At 47.0% G+C, this 18,961-nt stretch carries 15 protein-coding genes and 1 pseudogene; 1 reads left to right on the plus strand and 15 read right to left on the minus strand.

Going from position 1 to position 18,961, the window contains the following annotated elements:
- Positions 1 to 149: 149 nt before the first annotated feature.
- Complete coding sequence (locus ACESLK_RS10030) at positions 150 to 902, plus strand: RNA polymerase sigma factor (RefSeq protein ID WP_373229366.1); 753 nt, start codon at positions 150 to 152, stop codon at positions 900 to 902.
- 354 nt (positions 903 to 1,256) lie between these two features.
- On the opposite strand, the gene ACESLK_RS10035 is transcribed toward ACESLK_RS10030, so the two are convergent.
- The 15 genes and pseudogenes from ACESLK_RS10035 to ACESLK_RS10105 form a co-directional block, all read right to left on the minus strand.
- Positions 1,257 to 3,686 carry a hypothetical protein gene (locus ACESLK_RS10035; protein ID WP_373229289.1) on the minus strand — a complete coding sequence of 810 codons (2,430 nt, stop codon included), beginning with the start codon at positions 3,684 to 3,686 and terminating at the stop codon, positions 1,257 to 1,259.
- A 10-nt stretch (positions 3,687 to 3,696) separates the two neighbouring features.
- Positions 3,697 to 4,023, minus strand: a complete 327-nt coding sequence (locus ACESLK_RS10040) for a cupin domain-containing protein (protein WP_373229290.1) — start codon at positions 4,021 to 4,023, stop codon at positions 3,697 to 3,699.
- 12 nt (positions 4,024 to 4,035) lie between these two features.
- Positions 4,036 to 6,159 (minus strand): heparinase II/III domain-containing protein, encoded by a 2,124-nt coding sequence (locus ACESLK_RS10045; RefSeq protein ID WP_373229291.1) that lies wholly within the window; start codon positions 6,157 to 6,159, stop codon positions 4,036 to 4,038.
- Between the two features lie 17 nt (positions 6,160 to 6,176).
- Positions 6,177 to 7,064 (minus strand): carbohydrate ABC transporter permease, encoded by an 888-nt coding sequence (locus ACESLK_RS10050; RefSeq protein ID WP_373229292.1) that lies wholly within the window; start codon positions 7,062 to 7,064, stop codon positions 6,177 to 6,179.
- A 13-nt stretch (positions 7,065 to 7,077) separates the two neighbouring features.
- Entirely contained in the window at positions 7,078 to 7,974 is an 897-nt protein-coding gene (locus ACESLK_RS10055) for a carbohydrate ABC transporter permease (protein WP_373229294.1), read from the minus strand.
- Positions 7,975 to 8,079: 105 nt separating this feature from the next.
- Entirely contained in the window at positions 8,080 to 9,483 is a 1,404-nt protein-coding gene (locus ACESLK_RS10060; protein ID WP_373229295.1) for an ABC transporter substrate-binding protein, read from the minus strand.
- A 134-nt stretch (positions 9,484 to 9,617) separates the two neighbouring features.
- The gene (locus ACESLK_RS10065; protein WP_373229296.1) at positions 9,618 to 11,243 is read right to left on the minus strand and encodes a response regulator transcription factor; all 1,626 of its coding nucleotides are present in this window, start codon (positions 11,241 to 11,243) and stop codon (positions 9,618 to 9,620) included.
- Complete coding sequence (locus ACESLK_RS10070; protein ID WP_373229298.1) at positions 11,227 to 13,041, minus strand: cache domain-containing sensor histidine kinase; 1,815 nt, start codon at positions 13,039 to 13,041, stop codon at positions 11,227 to 11,229. The genes ACESLK_RS10065 and ACESLK_RS10070 overlap by 17 nt, the downstream gene beginning before the upstream one ends.
- A gap of 192 nt (positions 13,042 to 13,233) precedes the next feature.
- Entirely contained in the window at positions 13,234 to 13,446 is a 213-nt protein-coding gene (locus ACESLK_RS10075) for a CLC_0170 family protein (protein WP_373229300.1), read from the minus strand.
- Between the two features lie 17 nt (positions 13,447 to 13,463).
- Complete coding sequence (locus tag ACESLK_RS10080; protein ID WP_373229301.1) at positions 13,464 to 14,699, minus strand: Ger(x)C family spore germination protein; 1,236 nt, start codon at positions 14,697 to 14,699, stop codon at positions 13,464 to 13,466.
- Positions 14,689 to 15,789 carry a GerAB/ArcD/ProY family transporter gene (locus ACESLK_RS10085; protein ID WP_373229302.1) on the minus strand — a complete coding sequence of 367 codons (1,101 nt, stop codon included), beginning with the start codon at positions 15,787 to 15,789 and terminating at the stop codon, positions 14,689 to 14,691. Before ACESLK_RS10085 ends, ACESLK_RS10080 begins: the two co-directional genes overlap by 11 nt.
- Before the next feature lie 3 nt (positions 15,790 to 15,792).
- Positions 15,793 to 17,421, minus strand: a complete 1,629-nt coding sequence (locus ACESLK_RS10090) for a spore germination protein (RefSeq protein WP_373229303.1) — start codon at positions 17,419 to 17,421, stop codon at positions 15,793 to 15,795.
- Between the two features lie 503 nt (positions 17,422 to 17,924).
- Positions 17,925 to 18,095, minus strand: coding sequence for a hypothetical protein (locus ACESLK_RS10095; RefSeq protein ID WP_373229304.1), 171 nt, complete (start codon positions 18,093 to 18,095; stop codon positions 17,925 to 17,927).
- 64 nt (positions 18,096 to 18,159) lie between these two features.
- The gene (locus ACESLK_RS10100) at positions 18,160 to 18,645 is read right to left on the minus strand and encodes an SMI1/KNR4 family protein (protein WP_373229306.1); all 486 of its coding nucleotides are present in this window, start codon (positions 18,643 to 18,645) and stop codon (positions 18,160 to 18,162) included.
- Between the two features lie 2 nt (positions 18,646 to 18,647).
- Positions 18,648 to 18,881, minus strand: a pseudogene (locus ACESLK_RS10105) (sugar-binding protein); the annotation flags it as partial.
- Between the last annotated feature and the right edge of the window lie 80 nt (positions 18,882 to 18,961).

Consider the following 18,961-nt stretch of genomic DNA (forward strand, 5'->3'; position numbering starts at 1 on the left):
GATACGGTATAATTAGGTAATGAAGCTGACAAAAATAATTCGGCAAATGCGTATCCTTTAAGAAGCTTCATTCGTTTACGGTCATAGAGAGAAATCGGCTTCGCTGACATATAGAGGATCAAATATTAGCTGGAGGGAGCGAAAGGGTGATGATCTTAACGGAGGCTTTTGTTGAGAATAAAGGGAAGGGGACGGGTGTCGAGAGTATGGAGCAGCTGCATAACAGTCTAATTCGTTATTGCTTGTCCCTCACGGAATCCCATTGGGATGCCGAGGACTTGGCTCAGGACACGTGGGTAAAAGCGATGAGGACCTTCAAGAGCCTTGGTCACTCGAATCCGGAAGCTTTTATGCTGCGAATTGCGAAGAACACATGGATTGACCAAGCTCGGCGCAAAACCGTTTTGGATCGAATCGTTAAATCGGAGCAACCCAAGATATTAGCGAATCAATTAGTCAGTGACACAACTTTTGAAATCGAGGCAGCCTTTCAAGCTTTAATAAAGCACCTATCTCCCTTGCAAAGAGCGGTTTTCCTGCTTCGGGATGTATTCGGATTTTCGAATCTAGAAGCAGCGAACATGCTGCACACGACGGAAGGTGCGGTGAAGGCCGTGCTCCATCGCGCACGCCATTCCCTTATTCTCGTTAGGGCCGATATAGAAAAAGAGGCTGATCATCCAATACCCGCAAACGAAGACTTGAAGGCTTTTCTACGGTCATTGACTTCCGCCTATCAGATTGGGGATGTCGCGTCGTTGATTGCACTCGTACAGCGGGATGAGGTCGAGCCTGCCGTAGCCATCGGAATCGTCCAAAATAAACGGGTTCATAGCATCGTCTCCGCGCGGAAGGCACAAAGCTACCCGGCTACTATACTTGGTTTACAATTGGCAGCTTAATTGAAAGCATCGCCTCTAACCATCTATTCCCTTCGTTCAGGCTCCCACAAAATGTATGCGAAAAATCATACAAAATGAGCGTCTTACACATCGAATCAGTCGATTCTATACGAAATTTCATACAAAAAATTTGATTTGAGCCCGGATTGTGTAAATGTATGTGAAAAATCATATACATTCTCTGCATGTGTACGTTCACGTTAAAACTGTCCACAATTAATCGACAGCCTCGATTCTGAACCTAGAGGTACTTTTGGAGCCCAAAGCGGCGCTGTAGGTACAGAAAGTGTACCTACAGCGCCGCAGTCTGGCCGCGCGCAATGATTTGGCGGTTATTGCCCGAGTCTCCTTCATTCAAATAGACGCTGTAACCAACTCCACATCACCCGCTATGCCCCACTTCACAAAATGAGAATATTTTCCAAGAGTCTGCTCCGGAGCATCCGGACGATCTGCGAAGTTCTTGACGCCGCGATATTGGTCGGGGCTTGTTAAATATCTGTCTCCGTCAACGTGACGATGAGGACCGTAAACATTGAAGGTACTCGGATACAGCAGGAGTTCTAGCTTGTAGGTTCCGGCTGACATTTCCGATGGTAACGGAAGCTTCCAATCCGGCCCCCAGCACCAGCCAAGCTCCTTACCGCTCAACCAAACCTGTACCGCATCTGCAATCACACCCGTGAAGCGAATAAAGCTGCTGCCACTGCCTTCCACGATCCGAACCGTCTTAGCAGCCCTGACCGGCAAGCCAGCATACGGAAAACCTGAGGAGATCAAGTCAGTTCCATCTAAACGTTCAGGCATCGTGGTAAGTAGTACGAAAGGTCCCTTAGTCATCCATTGCCGTTCATCTCTTAAGACATAGGGAGAGAGTGATTTGACTGCGAAACCGCCTTGAATGAATGCAACTGGGCAGGACTGCCCCACTTCAAGCGGCACGACCCGAACTTGCAACGTAGTATTTGACTGAATTAATTCATCCGGGATTGGCACAGTAAACCCGCCAACAACCTGCTTCACCTCAATCGCTAGCAGCTGTCCGTTAATCCAAATTTCCTTCACCGGATCATGAAGAAATATCGACAACCCTTCCAGCCTCTCAGGCCGCTCCAATGGAAACTCCGCTTGCAGGCAACCATTCGCGGTTACCGCAAACTCAATGAAGACTTGATTATTCTGCGGCGCATCCACTATCCACTCCGTTTGTTCCGGATTAGAACTCACTTCGGCGATTTCATTACCCGAAAGCTGCCTTTCCGGGAAAGCTGAGCGCCAATCGTCAGCAGACAGCACCTTTATGCCCGCTAAGCTCAGCTTGTCTACCATATCTCCGCCATCCCACCTGCAGCCTTCCGCCATGAGCACACAATCGTATTCACGGAAACCGATTCTCAGCTTCCCTTCTGTGATAATTCCGTCTTCCCCAATTACCCGTTCTTCGGACAATTCGTAATGAAGCCCGGCTTCATGACACTCCTCGACGAGCTGAAGCAGCTTGCTGCTCCTTTCACCGCTTTTAGAATCCGGTACATTAGAGCCGTTATGCTCATTCATCTGCATCGAATCGAGCGGATTAAAGGCAGCCATGATACCGCGAGTTGGCGTAACGATTAACAACTGAGGCTTGCCCGTCAAATCAGGCAGCAATGCCGCTTTCTCTTGCACAGACTGCAGCAGCGCCGGAAAAGCATCCTTCCAAGTCATATGGCTTGGCATGGAAGGCGGCCAATCCTGAATCGCCTGAGTCTTCAACTTATACTGATTCAAGTGAAAGATAAATTGATTGATTCCATGGCCAGCCAGCCACATCACGTAATTCGTGAATGATTCGGGGGAAACTCCCCATCCGCCGCCGCCCATCGCTTCTGCAAAGCAGTCGCTTCGTCCCTGCTGAATAGCCACCGAGTGCAGAATCCGCGGGTAGAAGTTGTTGCCGGGATAGCGCTCGAGCGCATCGATCATGGGACTCTCGATCCCTTTCAGAACCTGAAAGCAAGACCCGCTGTAAGACAACTGAAAGAAGGGATTCTCTTCCCCCTTCAGATGGGCGGTAAACCGTTTGCCATGGGTTGCACACCAAGTGGAAATAGGCTCGTAGAAGCCTTCAATGAGCGCATCCGTGAGCATCTCCCAATAACGAACTCTTACACGCTCATAACCTTCATCCTCCGTGAATAGGAGCTGGAGCAAAGGCTCGATCGATTCACCGTATTTCTCGTGATACAACTTTGCGAATCGCTTGTCCCAAGGAACTGCGCCTGTTTTCACCGTAATTCCATGCCCGTCAAGGAAAGCGACCTCATCCGCGAAGAAGCCTGTCACATAGTCGAAGGCCTCTGCCGTCAGCCCCTTGCGATACCCTTCGTGAGTAAAGGCAAGAAAGGTATCCGTCGCTCCACGATCGAAAGAGGATACCGCCGATTTAGAACCGAATACGATGCGGCCTTCTTCTCCCTCACCCGGAACCCATTCCAGCCACTGACACTCTGATTCCGGGCGCCGTGCCAGCACTTCACCGCCTGCAGTGCCAGAAGGCCATCCATTCTCATCATAGATCCAGAATTCCATCTCGACAGACTTTGCATATAAAATCAGCTCGGAGACGATATTCAGATAGGTTTCACTCATATATGCAGGCTCATTCGGATAGAAGCGCGGATGGAAGATCACGCCGCTCATTCCCGCAGAGCGAATGTCATCTAATTGCTCGTTAAGCTCCACAAGATTCAACGTGTCGTTAATCGCCCAAAGACTAAGAAACTTTAAACGGTTACCCCTCATCGTCTGCCCCTCATTCCCCGCGCCGAAGGAGATCCTCGCGAAGAGGCGTAAAAGTATCCAAGAGCGCAGAAGTCTCCAAAGCAGTTACTCCATGCTTGGCCCCGCTTGGGATTACGATCGTTTCCCCTTGCCGAATGACATACTTCTCGCCGTCAATCCGGAATTCGATGCTTCCCTTTAGGCAGTAGCTCATCTGCTCATGCGGATGTGAATGCTCGTATCCCTCTGCTCCAGCTTCGAATTGCACCTCCATCATCATCAGAGACGTACCTGGCTGGAAAATTTTACGAGTCACTCCCGGCTCCGCATTCTCCCAAACTCCGATAGGGCTGCTCATACGTATTCCCCCTTATTTTGTCTTGCTTTCTATCTTATCGAAAATAGAGCCATCCTCATGCAGCTCCAAATCGTAACAATGCCGCAATCCCGAGCAAGTAAACTCGATCGAGTGCCTGCCTTCGGGCTGCTCCGTAACTTGAAGATTACAGGATTGGAATAATTCTACCACATGGTCTTTATCCGAATCATAACTAAACGCCTGCACGAATAACACGTTATCCTCCGCCGCCGCTCGATGGATGAGCGAGGTGCGATTCGTATTCGGTGGATTGTTAGGAGTTAACGCAGTAAACGTATCGGCCGACTTCGAGCACCAGCTTAGCTGTTGCAAGGTTCCTCTTCGCATCTGATAGACAAACGACTTCCCCTCATCGGGCGCCAGCTTCCGCTTCTCCTTCAACCACTTCTGGTCAAGCTCACTAAGCTTTTCTACCGACGGGCGCCAAGCCCCTTTGCGGCTATCCGCCAGCATCCCGCTAATGTGATTCGTTAGATGAACCTCACGATGCCCTGCGAGAGTAACGCTTACAATGTCCAAAAAGTGATCGTCCGCCAATACGTTGATTCTGCGAATCTCTGCTCCCTTGTATGCCTCCTCATCCCAAGGACAAAGCTCAGGCGGGAGAATAATCCGATCCCTCATTGTATAGCTATCGGTCTTCCAATCTACCGCAGTCTCCATCCATACCCCCCATGGAACCTCCTTAAGCTGGACTATTCGACCGTCACTCGGAGGCTGATCGGCGCCATTCAAGCTTACAGTATTGTGTGAATAAGTATGCTTGAACCAGCCATAATGAACCGGAACTCCATAAGCCGTTGTCCCTGGATCAATCATCAGGGGAATGTCCCCGCAAACAACGGATAATCCAAGCCGATCCATGTGATCATGCTCTCCGCCGAATTTGCTATGCTTAACAAGCACTTGCCAACGAGAACAATTCACAAGCTTCGTCAAACCGCTGGCAGGCAAAGATACATTCCGGTATGCATATGTCCACAAACTCTCTGATTGCTTGCCCGCAGCTGCAAGCTCACGGCCAAATAGCAACGCAAATAACGAGTCTCTTGGCACCGTTCTAATCCCTATGAAGCTCGGATCCTTCGATTCTGTGCCATAAGCGGTATTCAATAGAGTGCGATAGATTTCATCTCCGTAAATATCCAGAGCAATCTCATAGAATGGCGCAAAAGTCCCAATCCCGTCCCGGGGTCCGCCGTCGTTGAGCGATGGCATGGTTCCATCCGACAAAACCAAATGGAGAGGGTAGTCGAACATAAGCTTCAAAGCCCTGTAGTTGTAAATATCCAACAGCGTGCCTTCCGCCATCAACGCATAATTAAGCAACGACTTGAACGCATAGAAGTGATACTGGGCGTTACCCTCGTACCAAAGGCCATCCTCGAACAGCCCCCGATTGATCTGATCGAATAAACCATACTCTCCTTCTAAACCGGCCTGAACGATATCCTCGTCATCAAGCAGTAAGCCAATGGATGCAATCGCAGAAGTAATGAGTACCGAATGATTGTGGATTTGCTCTTCTTTGTGAGCGATAAGAAACCGGGCGCAAGGCTGAAGAAGCCCAATACGAATATGGGCTTCCTCTTCGAGCGATAGATGCTCTCTAATTAAATCGTATCCCATCGCAAGATCGATAATCCAATGCGCTTCGTCCAGCGTTTGAGCGAACAATTTGCCTGGTCCATTGTAGGGAATATCCCCATGGATCCGATAACCTTCGTAGTGGCTGGCGTAGGAGAGCAGAAACGACTTAGCCTGCTTCAAGAGCCTAACATCCGATTCAATCGTGTAAAGCAGGGACGAATGATATACCGCTCTACCGATCTGAACGTGTACGATCGATGTCCAAGCCGAATCGAAAGGCTCGCCTGACCAAGCTGCCGAGCACGTCGGACAGAAATGGGATTTAGGCTGGCTCCAATCGAATTGCAGCCTAGATCCGTCATCCTTGCAATAATATTGATGCATCCATTCTCCGTACTCGTTCGCGCCGATCCGGTGGACGATACGGGAAGCTTCTTCCGCTTCCCTTCTAAGCAGCACCATTGCCTCATTGAACTCTGGCTTATACGCGTTTGCTCTAAGCTGAGCTAACCTCTTTTTGTCCATATCGCAAGCCTCATTCCTTACCCTTTAAGTGACCCCGCCGTCATCTGCATGAATTGTTTGTTAGCAATCATATAGACGATGAGCAATGGAAGAATCGATAAGACGGCACCTGCGAGCATGTAGTGAGTCTGAACGGCAGCAGATGCCCCGTAACGCAGATAGGATAATCCAACCGTTAAGGTCTGAAGATCCGGAGTGTTCATGGTGAATACCAATGGCCTTAAATATTCATTCCAAGCGCCGCAGAAAGTGAATAGCGCCCCGACTCCTAGACCCGGCCGCAGCAGAGGCAAGATGATCTTAAAGAAAATACCCGAATTCGAGCAGCCGTCAATACGCGCCGCTTCATCCAATTCCCGAGAAATCCCCGATAAGAAGCTGAGTAGAATAAAGAAAATATAAGCATGACCGCTAATGAGAATTAAGATTACACCCCATAAGCTCGTGTGCAAATCCAATTTAATCATCAACTCAAATTGCGGCCGGATAACGACAGCTCCAATGGATATGAACATCGTCGAGGCCTGTATGGCCACAAAGAGCGATTTACCTGGGAAAGTCATTCTTTCACACACATAGGCAGCCATGGACGCTACTATTAGAGTACCAATTGTGGTAACACCGCTTAACATAAGGCTGTTCCATGTAAAACGTGAGAAGTTCGCCTGAACCCAGGCTTCCCTGAAATTCTCGAAGTGCCAGACTGAAGGCAGCAGCCTGCCGCCGGTCGAAAGCTCCGCATTAGACATGAACGCGCCTGCGAACGTAACAAATATAGGAAACACAATCAGGATTGCCGTGGCCAGCAAGAAGATCCAGAGCAGCACTTGTCCGCCTAATCTCCCCGTCCGAAGAGGTTTAGGTTTATTTATCGCAGCATTGTAGGGTATAACTTCCGTCTTCATAGCGGCCTCCTTATTACATTTTGTTTAGTCGTTTAGACATCATGTGGTACAGAAGTGTAATCATCCCGACGATAACAGCCGTTGTGAACCCTACCGCGCTCCCATATCCGAATTGCTGATCCACAACCAAACCAGATGAAGGCGTTGGGAAAAACAGCTTATACACATAGAGGTACATAACTTCCGTCTTGCCAATCGGACCACCCTCGGTTAGGACCATTATGCTCTCATAGCCTTTAAGGGAGTTAATGATCGCAAGCATGATAACAATCTGCAGTACCGGTCCCAGCATCGGGATGGTTAAATACCAGAATTGCTGCCTCTTATTCGCGCCGTCTAAGGCAGAGCTCTCGTATACATCGTTCGGAATATTTTGAAGACCGGCAAGGAACAGCAGCATGTAGTTACCTACGGCGCCCCACACCGCGATGAGTATAGCCGTCAGCATCGCGTTCTTGGGTCCCAGCCAATCAATTCTTTCAGAAATGATATTAAGCTTCATCAAATATTGATTAATAATTCCGTTATACGAGTTGAAAATAATGAAGAAAACAACGCCCATAACCGCAGAACTAATAATCGTAGGCATGAAATAGATCGCCCTAAGCCAATTGCGTCCTCTGAGCTTCTGATTGAGTATGACTGCAAGCAATAAGCAAAGCGGAATGGTGATGATTAGCTTCCCGCCCGCATAGATAAAGGTGTTAACAACAGAATCCCAATATAAAGTGTCGTTCATCAGTCTTTTGAAGTTGTAAAGACCCGTAAATTTCGCTTCCCCATAGCCCTTATAATCATAAAACATGAATCTGATCGCCCAGCCAAGCGGATAGATACCAAGCACTATCGTGAGCAACAAGCTGGGAAAAAGGAAAACGTAAGAAAATCCAATCTGACGTGTTTTGTTCATCGTTTCCACTCCCGTGCAATCTGTCTTTAGGCAAAATTCCTTCTGCTCGATAAGCAAAGGGCGGAGTCTTCACTCCACCCCTTGCAATCAAGATCTCGCTAATTCTTATTTCATCATCAGCTTCATTGGATCGAAGTCAGGATTCGGCGTTCCTTTGTATCCGCCGCTGGCAATCAATTTATCCAGCGCCGTGTTGTACCTTGTGTTCAGATCCTGGATAATTGCATCCAAATCTCCGCCGGTCAACATATATTTGAAGAACGCGTCGTTGTTTTTGATTCCTTCAACAGTAACCGTAGGCTGAAGCGGCCAAGTGCCGTCCATACCGACTGGCAGGAATCCGTCAATACCATTGATGTCTGGTTTCTGAGCAACAGCTGCAACCGATGGAACCATCGAGATGCCAAACCCTTTTTCATGGTACGTTTTCAACACTTGCTCGTCATACATATATTGCATGAACTTCCAAGCAGCCTCTTTGTTTTTGGTGGTGCCGCTAAGTGCCAACCATTGCCCGCCGAGGAAGGATGTTGCGCCCTTCACAGTTCCATCAATCGTAGGAACCGGAGCCGCAGCCCATTCAATCTTAGCTGGGAATTGGTTTTTGTAAACGCCAGGCTCAGATGAGAAGGACATGTACATACCGATTTTGCCTTCCGCGAATTGTGCGCGAAGCGGGTCAATATCGAGAGCTTCCATACCCGGCAACGTGCTGCCGTCATCAACCATTTGTTTAAATGCTTGGATGATATCCTTGAAACCGGAGAAATCGTATCTCGCCGTCTTGAAATCATATCCGAAGCCGCCAAAACCGCTTGCTTCAGCGATAACGCGGGCGGAACGGCCTAGCGAGCTGTCAGCGCTCTTGAAGTTCTGCGCAAAGCCATATGCTCCATCCGCTTTACCCACTTTAGTGATTTCCTTAGCCGCATAAATCATTTCCTCAAGCGTCTTCGGAGGAGCGGCAATGCCAGCCTTCGCGAACAAGTCTTTATTGTAAACAAGTCTTATTGTTGAACCATAATTCGGTAAGCTATATCTCTTACCTTCGATTTGGTTAAAATCGGCAATAACCGGAAACTTCTGTTTCATATCGTCGGTTAATAACTCATCAATCGGTGCAAGGTAACCTTTGGCGACATAGGTCTGGATCGTATTTTCCTTAACGCGGAGAACATCAGGCGCTTGTCCGGACACGAAAGCTAAGTCGACAGCTTGGTCGTAATCATCCGTCTTAACAACCATTTCTACTTCAATGTTGTCCGTGTTCGTGTCGTTAAAGCTCTGTACAACCTCTTTGATATAATCCATATCATGACGATCGCCAGTCCAATACTGGATCTTGGTCTTTTCTCCACTTTTTGCAGGAGCTGAACTTGCAGCTGATTCCGCTGGCTTACTGGCACTCGCCGATTCTGTGCTTACTGCATTGTTGTTGCCGTTGCCGCACGCCGCTAAGGTAAATGCTAGAACAGCACTTAGCACAACCGACCCGAATTTCCTATTCATTTGTAATCCTCCCTTTGTATGTGCATACCTTTTGCTTACACCCTTACTATAGAAGATCGGATTCATTCCCGTAATGAGGCCATTTTACGAATGAGGGCAGGTTTTTCTATTAATTAAAAAAGCATGGCAAGCCCTCATGATTTAGAGGACTTGCCTAATGACACTTCCTTGAACTCCGTTGGCGTTAATCCGGTATGTTTCTTGAATACCTCGCTGAAGTAACGTCGATGCTCATATCCAAGCTGTTGCGCGATATCCTGCACTTGGCGGTCATCGATCAGCATGGATTTGGCGCGCTCTATTTTCGCTTGGGTTACGAATTGCTGAAAGGTTTTACCCATGACCTTCTTGAACAAATTCGAATAATAACCCCAGCTCAGATTAGCCTGCCTTGCGCAGTGCTCCAAGGTCAAATCCATATGAAGATTCGAATGGATATATTCTACGGAACGGTAAATGATTTTCTGAGATTCACTAGCTCGCTCCTGATCGATATTCCGGCATCCAATCTCGCATAGATCATTAAGCCACTTCCGGTATTCGTGAAGTGCAGAACGGTTGGCGCCGCGTGCTTCCTGAACTTTGGTTTCAAACTCTGTTAAGCTTGTATGAGGAAACTTTTCAAGTAGAATTCGGAGCATCCGGAGCGCAAGCCCATGAAACAAATGCTCCACGTCGCTCGGCTCTGGGAGCACTTGCGCGCTTTGCATCTCTTCGAAGATCTTACTTAGCCACGCTGTGGTCTTCTCCCGGTTACCCGAGCGAAACGCGAAGAGGAATTCATTCTCGCTTTCCACTGTGTAGATCCATCCTGCAGGACTATCTTGCTCGCTGAGGTCGTAGCTGAATGCTCCGTTACCCCCGGTATAGAAGTGGTAGGATAATGCGCTTAGCGCTTGTTGATAGCTTCTGGGCAACTCACTAACACGGCTAACCTCCTGCCCGATTCCGATGGAGATCGTGAATTTAGTATAGCTCGCAATATTCGCGCAGCAAGCATCTGCGATTGTCATTAGGCGCTCGTTCAGCGGTACATTCAGAATGCATACATAGCGGTTGAAGGCTTCTCTGAAGATAACGGCGGGGGCATAGGTTCTGATGGTTTCCTCGACGATATTCTGCAGCGAGAAGCGCGCAAGCTCCAGCTCCTTCACGGCTAATTCGGCATATTTGTCCGAGAATTGATCGATCTGAATAACCATAACAGCAAGCGGAGGCTGCAATGGAGGAATATCTAGAAATCCCCACCACTGTGCACTGTCTGCTTCACCAGTCTGATGATGAACGAGTAGGGACAGATATTCCTGCCTTAGCGCAGGCAGACTCTCCTTCATCTTTTTTTCCAGCTCCAGCACATGGCCTCGATTGTGATTTTCCAATTCCCATGCTTCCTTTGCTTTCAAAACCACCTTAACGATATCATCTATGGAAAAAGGTTTTTTGACATAATCGAGCGCGCCGTACTGCATCGCTTTCTGAGCGTATTCAAAGTCTGTATAGGCGCTTAAAATAATAATTTTACTATGCGGCAACAGCTCCACAATGCGGCGCGTCATCTCAAGTCCATCCATCTTCGGCATCCGAATATCCGTCAGTATAATATCCGGCTGACTTTGCTCGATTACCTTGAGTCCTTCCTCGCCGTTCATGGCGCTCCCAACGACTTCGATTCCGCAATCAGACCAAGGAATCTTATTGCTGATCATATCCACTACGCTCCGTATATCGTCAACAATACACAGCTTAACTAATCGGTTCATGCGTTTCCTTCCCTTCTGGCCAGCGAGGCAGCCAAAGCTCGATCCGTGCCCCGCCCCATTCATTAATCCCCACTTCCATCCGTTGCCGCTCCCCATAGTACAACTGCAGACGATGATAGATATTACGCAGGGCATAACCTTTATTAAGGGTCGTCGGCTGCACGATATCTGCCAACAGCTTGTCCGGCAAGAGACCTGTTCCGTTATCCTCTACTTTTAATAGCAGCCATTCCTTGTCGATCCGAGCGCTGATGTGGATTTCACCACCGGACATTCGATCTTGAAAGCCATGCAGGATGCTGTTCTCGACGAGCGGTTGAACAATAATTTTCGGCACAGTACATTCAAGCGAATCCGATTCTATGTCATAATAACAAACGAATAAATTCTCGTAAGATTTTTGCTGAATGGCCAGGTATTGACGAACATGATCCAATTCGTCTTTAAGCGAGATCACATCCCGTCCACCGCTTAAGCTCAACTGAAACATCTGGGACAAGGCCAGAATCATTTCATTCACGTCATCATTTTCCCCGAGCACCGATTTGCAGTAAATCGTATTTAGCGTATTGTAGAAAAAATGCGGATCCATTTGGGCTGACAGTGCTTTAATCTCCGCTTTGCGTTTATCCCGTTCCCGAAGCTTTACGTCTTCGATGAGCTGCTTGATCTCGTCTAACATCCGGTTAAAGCGGAATCCCACCTGTGAAATTTCATCCTTGAATTCACTCTCGAATCTCACCGTTAAATCATTCTCCTCCACCCGCTTCATGAGCTTCTGCAGCCTGAAGAGAGGTTTGAGGAGCAAATAGGTTAATTTGTTCGTAATGAATAAGGATAAAATGATGAATCCAAGAATCACAAAGGATGTCGCATTCTTAATGCCGTTCAATTTGGCTAGTAAATCCGTCTTCGATTGGATCCCAACGATTATCCAGTCATCCTTCACATCAAGACGCGAATAGTTGACTAGATACTCTTTGCTGTCATGGCTATAGAAAAAGGAACCCGTCATCTCTTCGGTTAATTGCTGAATAAATTCCGAATGCATCGTTAATTGTCCATCGCTTGTAAGAGTCGGTCCGTTCACGGCTTCCCCAAGCGAATCAATGAAATAATATTGCTTGTCAGCCGTAGAGAGATTCTCCATGAATAAATCCTGTAAGTCATCTGCTTTGACATTAATAACAACGTATACGCCTGTATGCATATCATGAACGAATTCACTAACTCCTTCGACGAAGAGAGAGATGACCTGCCTATGATCCGTGAAATAAGGGTCGACATGCCCCTTTGACCAGAATCCCCGGTTTTGTTCCATGAAGTGCATATAAAGCTCGGAGTCGAAGAAAGACTGCGATTTGTCCCGAACGCTGGACGTCTCATAGAAATCACCGATGGGCGAGGCGATCAGAATGCTGTCTATCATCGGATCATTGAATTTCACTTGCGAGAATACGTACTGCAAGGATGACCATGTCTCGTAATAATGGCTGGCATCCTTCCTTTGCGTATCCGCAACAACCTGCTTGAAGGGTTGGCTAAACATCAGCGCCCTAACGGCGATCCCAATGTTCTTCAGCCTCTCATTCACAATCTGGGCAGACTGGTTCACCGTATCCTGACTAGACTGAAAGGCGTTACGTTGGATTTCCTTCGAGGCAATCAAATACGCGATGCTTCCCGTAGCCGTAAGGCCGATCGTAATGAGGATAACGAAGGTTAGCCACACTCTTTGTTTAAGGGAAATGGAATGGAACAGCTTCTGTACGAACGACCACCGATCTCTCTTTTTCATATCCCATTAGCACCTCTCTTGGTGTAGCAGAGTATCAGATATATCTTAATTTTATTATAGAGCATGGACCTGAGGTTATATATGCTGTAAAGATCAGGTGGAGGGCAACTTTCTACAGATGAAGTCTAACAATAAAAGTGCTTATCCATAAAAAAAGCCCTCACCCCTTAGGGTGAAAGCGATATGCGGTGTTTACCGACCCATGATCCATACCCCTATATACAACAGAACTCCGAGAGAAATATTAGCCCACCCAAGGAAGTTGGCTACTTTCCTCTCCTTGTTCATCCTAGAGGTCTTGTATCCTTTGACGTCCTTTCGTAAAATAATAATCCCCGTCAAAAAGCATAAGGGTATAATATAACCTAAGGAACCCGAATAATCGTTACCTCCAATCAGCTCCATGTTCATCCTCCTCGATTTTATTTGGCTTTCATACCTACTCGTCTAATTTTCGAATTCACGATTACTTCGACCTCAATATCTCGAAACATGACTTGCCATCTCTCCTTCGTTCTGACATTCTGATTCCAATAAAACGGCTTATTCGCCCGAACATATTCTCCGAAGCCGAATATATCGGTCCCTTTTTCCTGCATCTTTTTAATCAGCTCTTCATTTGTCTTTTTTAATGCTGCCTTGTTAGAATCTTCAATCTGGCGCAATACCTGAGAATTGTTGACGAGAAACTGCTCACTGATTTTCTCCTCGAGATTCACCTCTGTAAATACCGATACAGTGATATATGGCCTGTTGTTCTTGATCTGAGCCTCGATCTTGGATTTACGGGAGGTCGCAAAAATGGTAACGGTATTCTCTGTACCTGCTAGCTTAACAATCCCACGGTACCCTGCAGGATTCATCCCTTTTATCCCCATATAGGCTGCTATTTCAAACGCTTTGGTCGTACCCAGCATTTCATCACCCCTGAAATACGCCATCCCTTTGAGCTCTACATTTTGTTCCGTCATGAGCTCCACGTAAGGAAGGAGACCTTCCTTTCCTTTCATCGCGGAATTATTCCAGTAGATGCCCACATAATTCTCCGGAAATTTCCCGAGCCTTACAGCGTTATCCATCGTTGACATGAGATACAACGCCGGAACGCGCTCTAGCTCCGGTGCGGCTTTCATTAAGCTTTCGGCATTTCCCTTAGCAATCATCATCCAGGCCATTCTGCGTACTTCTGGATTTCGGCGGAAATAGTCATTCAAATTTTGCAGTCCTTTTTTGGCAATCGCTTCAGAGACGACGATCACGCGCAGATGACCGAAAAACAATCTTCCCGAAACCTGCTGCTGTAAATTCATCAATGCATCATCCAACGTATGGCCCACCACATCGATGACCCAGACCGTTTGTCTCGCCTGGCCTTTACCCCCTCCGCCTTCACCAGGACCAAGCGGTATTTTCCCAGGAAGGGCGATTTGTACGGCGACACGAATCAAATCTTTTTCCGGTGCGGGGAAAGCCTCGGCTAGATGGGAAATCTCGCTCTCCTCCTTCTCTTCTGACTGATCTGCCGTATCCACCGAAATTCCCAGAACGACCGCTCGTTCTTCGATTTCCAGACGGTCCCAACACCCTGTTAATAGCGGAACCATGAAAAGAAAGACACAGAGAAGCTTAGTTATTCTTAGCCATCGGTTATTTCTCAACAGGATCCCCTCTTTTTTTTCGAATCATAGCGATCAGGAGCAGAAGACCTGGATAGGCAATCGTGATGCATAGTCCAATGCGTCCGACGTTCTGAATGATTTCATACATTTGCAAAATATTTTGCGGAATCATGGCCATGAAAAAAACAACGGGCAAGAGAAAGAAGGAAAACATCTTGTGATCGCGCAAACGAAATAACTTGCTCACCTCTTTAATCGCTATAAAGTAGCTGGAGAACAAGGTGGTAAATACAGCGGTTACCCATACGGCCAGAAATGCCGCATCCAATCGCTCCAATATATTTGCGGGTAACGACGTCGCCTTGGCCAGCTCCAAAGTAGGCCAGAGTAAATTCTTGATTTCTTCGGCGCCAAACACACTTACCGTTGCGGCAACAATCGTGACATACAGCCCCCCCGCGATCAAGAACCCCCACAATGATGCTTTCAGCGCCTTATCGGGACGACGCATCGCAGGAATGACGGTCGTTAGAATAAAGGATCCTTGAAATAACGCGGCTATGGTTAATACCCCTCCTAAAATTTCTTTATGCTCATTTCCCCAGATCGGTTGCAGATTGATTGGTTCGGCACTTTTTAAGGACAGAGCAACAATCAACAAGACGGGAAACAATAGTAATGGGAAATAAAAATGATGGATGTAAGCAAACGTAGTGATGTCATTACGTGTGGAGATCGCCGCTAACAATAGCATGACGATAACCGTTACTTCCAATGGGGTCTTGGTGAGGACAGCCGTAATGACAACTTCCCCGAATTCTCTTGCTGTAAGCGACGTCAAGACAGCGAAAAAACCGATCACGCATACGCTCCCGATCCATGAAGGCCACTTGCCGATAATATCCTCGCTGTATTGAACGATTGATTTTTTCGGAAAACGCATGCCCAGCAGGGCGACCAGAACAAGTCCGACAAAGGCTAGCATGGCACCGAGCAGCGTGACAAGTGGCGCTCCCGAATCTGCTGCCTCAACGGCAAATAGAGGGATCGGGAGTACCCCGACGCCAATAATCGTACTGACGAGAATGGCTGCTGCCTGAATCATCGTAATTTGCCGGGGCTCCTCCATCGTTCATTCCTCCTCCAGGTCTTTTTTAAATTTCATTGGATCCAACACATTAATTGGCGGCTTCTTCATCTCTTCCGCTGTCTCTTTGCTCAATCTGGTACTATCGCCCGGAAACAGGAACGCGGGTCTAGTCTTCATCCACCATAAAGGTCCGCGTATGATCAGATCCTTCATCCCTTTGAAATTGCCGGGGACAAGCGGACTTAAGTAAGGAACGCCGAAGGATTTCAACGAAAGAAGGTGGTTAGCGATGAGAATGAGCCCGATCATTACACCGTATAGGCCAAAGATTCCAGCCAGAATGATAAGCGGGAAACGCAGGAGCCTCAAAGCCAGCGCAGCATTATACGCTGGTGTTGCGAATGAACCGATCGTCGTAAGCGCGATAATAACAACAGTAATCGGGCTGGCAAAACCAGCTGCAACGGCGGCCTGTCCAACGACGAGTACGCCGACGATCGATAGAGCGCCGCCGACCTGCTGGGGCAGACGGATCGTTGCTTCACGCAGAACCTCCATGGATACCTCGATGACCAGCACTTCAATAACTGCCGGGAAAGGCACACCTGCTCTCGCTCCAGCAACCGCTACGGCAAATTCCGTCGGGATAAGCTCCGGATTAAATGAAATAATCGCTACGTAAAGTGAAGGAAACACCAGTGAGAACATAAGAGCGACAAGCCGTGCTAAACGAATTGCGCTCATCAAGAGAAAACGCTCCGTATAGTCCTCGACGGTTTGATAGAACTGACTGAAGACCGTCGGGACAACCAGCGCCAGCGGGGAACCATCGACCAGAATGGTTACCCTTCCTTCGAGCAGATTTGCCGCTACTTTATCCGGACGTTCCGTGTACTGAACTTGCGGGAAGGGTGATATATGATCGTCCTCAATGAATTGCTCCAGATATCCAGAGTCCAGCACAGCATCGATTTCAATGATGGAAAGGCGTCTATCCACCTCCTTCACCAGGTCCGGGTTTGTAATGCCCTCTATATAACAGATAGCGACTTTGGACTTTGTCCTGCGCCCGATTTCCACCGTCTTAATTCTAAGATCCGGGGTTTGCAGCCGGTAACGGAGCAAAGAGATATTGGTTCCGAGCAGCTCGATAAAGCCTTCGCGCGGTCCTCTTATGACCTGCTCTGTGGCTGGCTGATCGACACTTCGTTTCTCGATATTTCGGGTGTTAATAAGAAAAACTTCATCTAAACCCTCCACCGCTACAACCGTATTCCCTTGCACCAAGCCCTCGATTGCTTTGGCAAGCTGGCTTTCCAGCTTACCATCGCTGTGGTACAAAGTTTCGTTCAGAAGAACGTCTTTCAGCTGACTAATTTCGATTGTTTTTCCTTCTAAGTGGGGAGGTCCATACATGAGCGGCTTTAATATTTCGGTATTAACCACTGACTTATCGATCATATTGGAGTAATAAAACATCACCGCAGGATACTGCCCGAAAACGTGGAAGCGTCGCATCGTAAAGTCGAAATTCATTCCCAAGATGCCATTAACTACGGCAATCGTATCTTCAATACTCTCGCTGACTTCTTCGTCGCACAGCTCTGCGAACACACGATCGGGAGCCTTTGCGATGATTTCTGTTTTGGGTTTGTTCCTTTTCCTGAACATATGTATCCCACCACCCCGATCAAACTGGTTACTGTTGGGATAGTATTTGTTATTCTTTGGCATTTCACGCATGTAATGAGAACTTTCTGTTAAACAACATGAGAAACATAGTAATGGATGGTTGCATCGTTGAAAAACTTATGTAGCACCTTGGTGAAACTTTCCCTTGGTCGGTCATGTATCCTTCCATGATAGGCACGCAGGGTAAAGAAAAACCTTGATAGAGCGACGAGCACTCCATCAAGGTTTATTACGATTTCAAACCCGTAGTAATCACCAACCTGATTATCTGATATAGCCAAAAAATGATGTGAATTTATTAATCCTATGTGGCTGTTGTTACTTACATGGAGTGCTTGTACGAAAATGTTAATTTTTAATAGACCTCAGTTAATGCAAAAAACCTTGAGAGGCATGGAGTCATCAAGGTTTAATATACTAAGACTATATCTTCAGATATTCTTTCTCGACTAACGCTAAGTCATGAAATAGCTTTAGTTCATTCACTTCAATTTTATATCCGACAATTGAATAACATTGCCTTCCGCATCGAAATACTGTTTATTCCCTGAAATAGACTTAAGTACATAAGCGGAAACAACGCCGTTGACCGTAACGGTAGTATCGGCAGCAAAGGTAAGATCTTTCCAAGGATAACCTTTAAGAGATCCCACCACCTCCAAGAAAGAAAACCTTGAAAGGCACGAAGCCAATCAAGGTTTTCAATGTTAGTATTCGTTAAATATCATAAGCATCGCCCAATGAAACAAAATCCTCTTTTAACCAGTACCAATACTGTCCTTTATTTTGTATAAGTCTTTTTAACAATTCTACAAAGGACAAAGCAATAACTTGAGATTCCCCAACAACACCATGCCTATCAAAAAAACTATCGTAGCATTTCCCTAATCGGCTAGAATCAAGGTCAATAGTAAGGTACTCTCCTCTACCATCGCTTGCGACAATATACCAATTAGAAGAAATATCTTCATCACATCTCTCCCCCACTATTACTGGATTAGCCAAAACAAAATCTTCAGGGGATACAATATTTACTTGATAATCAGCATGTTGAAATAGAGTGATACCTCCACAAGTTTCATAAAATTCTCGCAAGTCATTCGATAATTTTAAATTATCTTCCGTCTGCGGAATGCCTTTAGGTGGTAAAACCACACAATTAGGTGTAGACCTAACCGTTTCGATTATTTCACGAATTTCCATACCTACTCCCTGTAATTATACTGGTTGAAAGCACTGTAATATTCTTGTCTTGCCGATTGTGGGACTTTTGCCGCATCAAGCATTTTTCTGCTTAATGCCTGCATTTCCTGTGGAGATACTTTAGTCCAATCCACGCTTCCCCCAACCTTTTTTCCAGTCTTCCCAAACAGCCAATCCCGATATACTGCTTTTGTAGCATTATGTTGTGCTTGTGTCAACGCTATCGTAGGAGCTGAATCTTCTTCAATATATCATTCTTGTAATACTGGTAGCTAGCGACAAGTGACACGTCAGCTTTTACACTCTCTATCTGGCT

It is taken from the genome of Cohnella sp. (genome assembly GCF_041640265.1).
Lineage (GTDB): Bacteria > Bacillota > Bacilli > Paenibacillales > Paenibacillaceae > Cohnella.

Excerpts from the sequence above, each read along its gene's own strand:
- ACESLK_RS10030 (WP_373229366.1), top strand. The coding sequence starts at position 150 with ATGATCTTAACGGAGGCTTTTGTTGAGAATAAAGGGAAGGGGACGGGT.
- ACESLK_RS10035 (WP_373229289.1), bottom strand. The coding sequence starts at position 3,686 with ATGAGGGGTAACCGTTTAAAGTTTCTTAGTCTTTGGGCGATTAACGAC.
- ACESLK_RS10040 (WP_373229290.1), bottom strand. The coding sequence starts at position 4,023 with ATGAGCAGCCCTATCGGAGTTTGGGAGAATGCGGAGCCGGGAGTGACT.
- ACESLK_RS10045 (WP_373229291.1), bottom strand. The coding sequence starts at position 6,159 with ATGGACAAAAAGAGGTTAGCTCAGCTTAGAGCAAACGCGTATAAGCCA.
- ACESLK_RS10050 (WP_373229292.1), bottom strand. The coding sequence starts at position 7,064 with ATGAAGACGGAAGTTATACCCTACAATGCTGCGATAAATAAACCTAAA.
- ACESLK_RS10055 (WP_373229294.1), bottom strand. The coding sequence starts at position 7,974 with ATGAACAAAACACGTCAGATTGGATTTTCTTACGTTTTCCTTTTTCCC.
- ACESLK_RS10060 (WP_373229295.1), bottom strand. The coding sequence starts at position 9,483 with ATGAATAGGAAATTCGGGTCGGTTGTGCTAAGTGCTGTTCTAGCATTT.
- ACESLK_RS10065 (WP_373229296.1), bottom strand. The coding sequence starts at position 11,243 with ATGAACCGATTAGTTAAGCTGTGTATTGTTGACGATATACGGAGCGTA.
- ACESLK_RS10070 (WP_373229298.1), bottom strand. The coding sequence starts at position 13,041 with ATGAAAAAGAGAGATCGGTGGTCGTTCGTACAGAAGCTGTTCCATTCC.
- ACESLK_RS10075 (WP_373229300.1), bottom strand. The coding sequence starts at position 13,446 with ATGGAGCTGATTGGAGGTAACGATTATTCGGGTTCCTTAGGTTATATT.
- ACESLK_RS10085 (WP_373229302.1), bottom strand. The coding sequence starts at position 15,789 with ATGGAGGAGCCCCGGCAAATTACGATGATTCAGGCAGCAGCCATTCTC.
- ACESLK_RS10090 (WP_373229303.1), bottom strand. The coding sequence starts at position 17,421 with ATGTTCAGGAAAAGGAACAAACCCAAAACAGAAATCATCGCAAAGGCT.
- ACESLK_RS10100 (WP_373229306.1), bottom strand. The coding sequence starts at position 18,645 with ATGGAAATTCGTGAAATAATCGAAACGGTTAGGTCTACACCTAATTGT.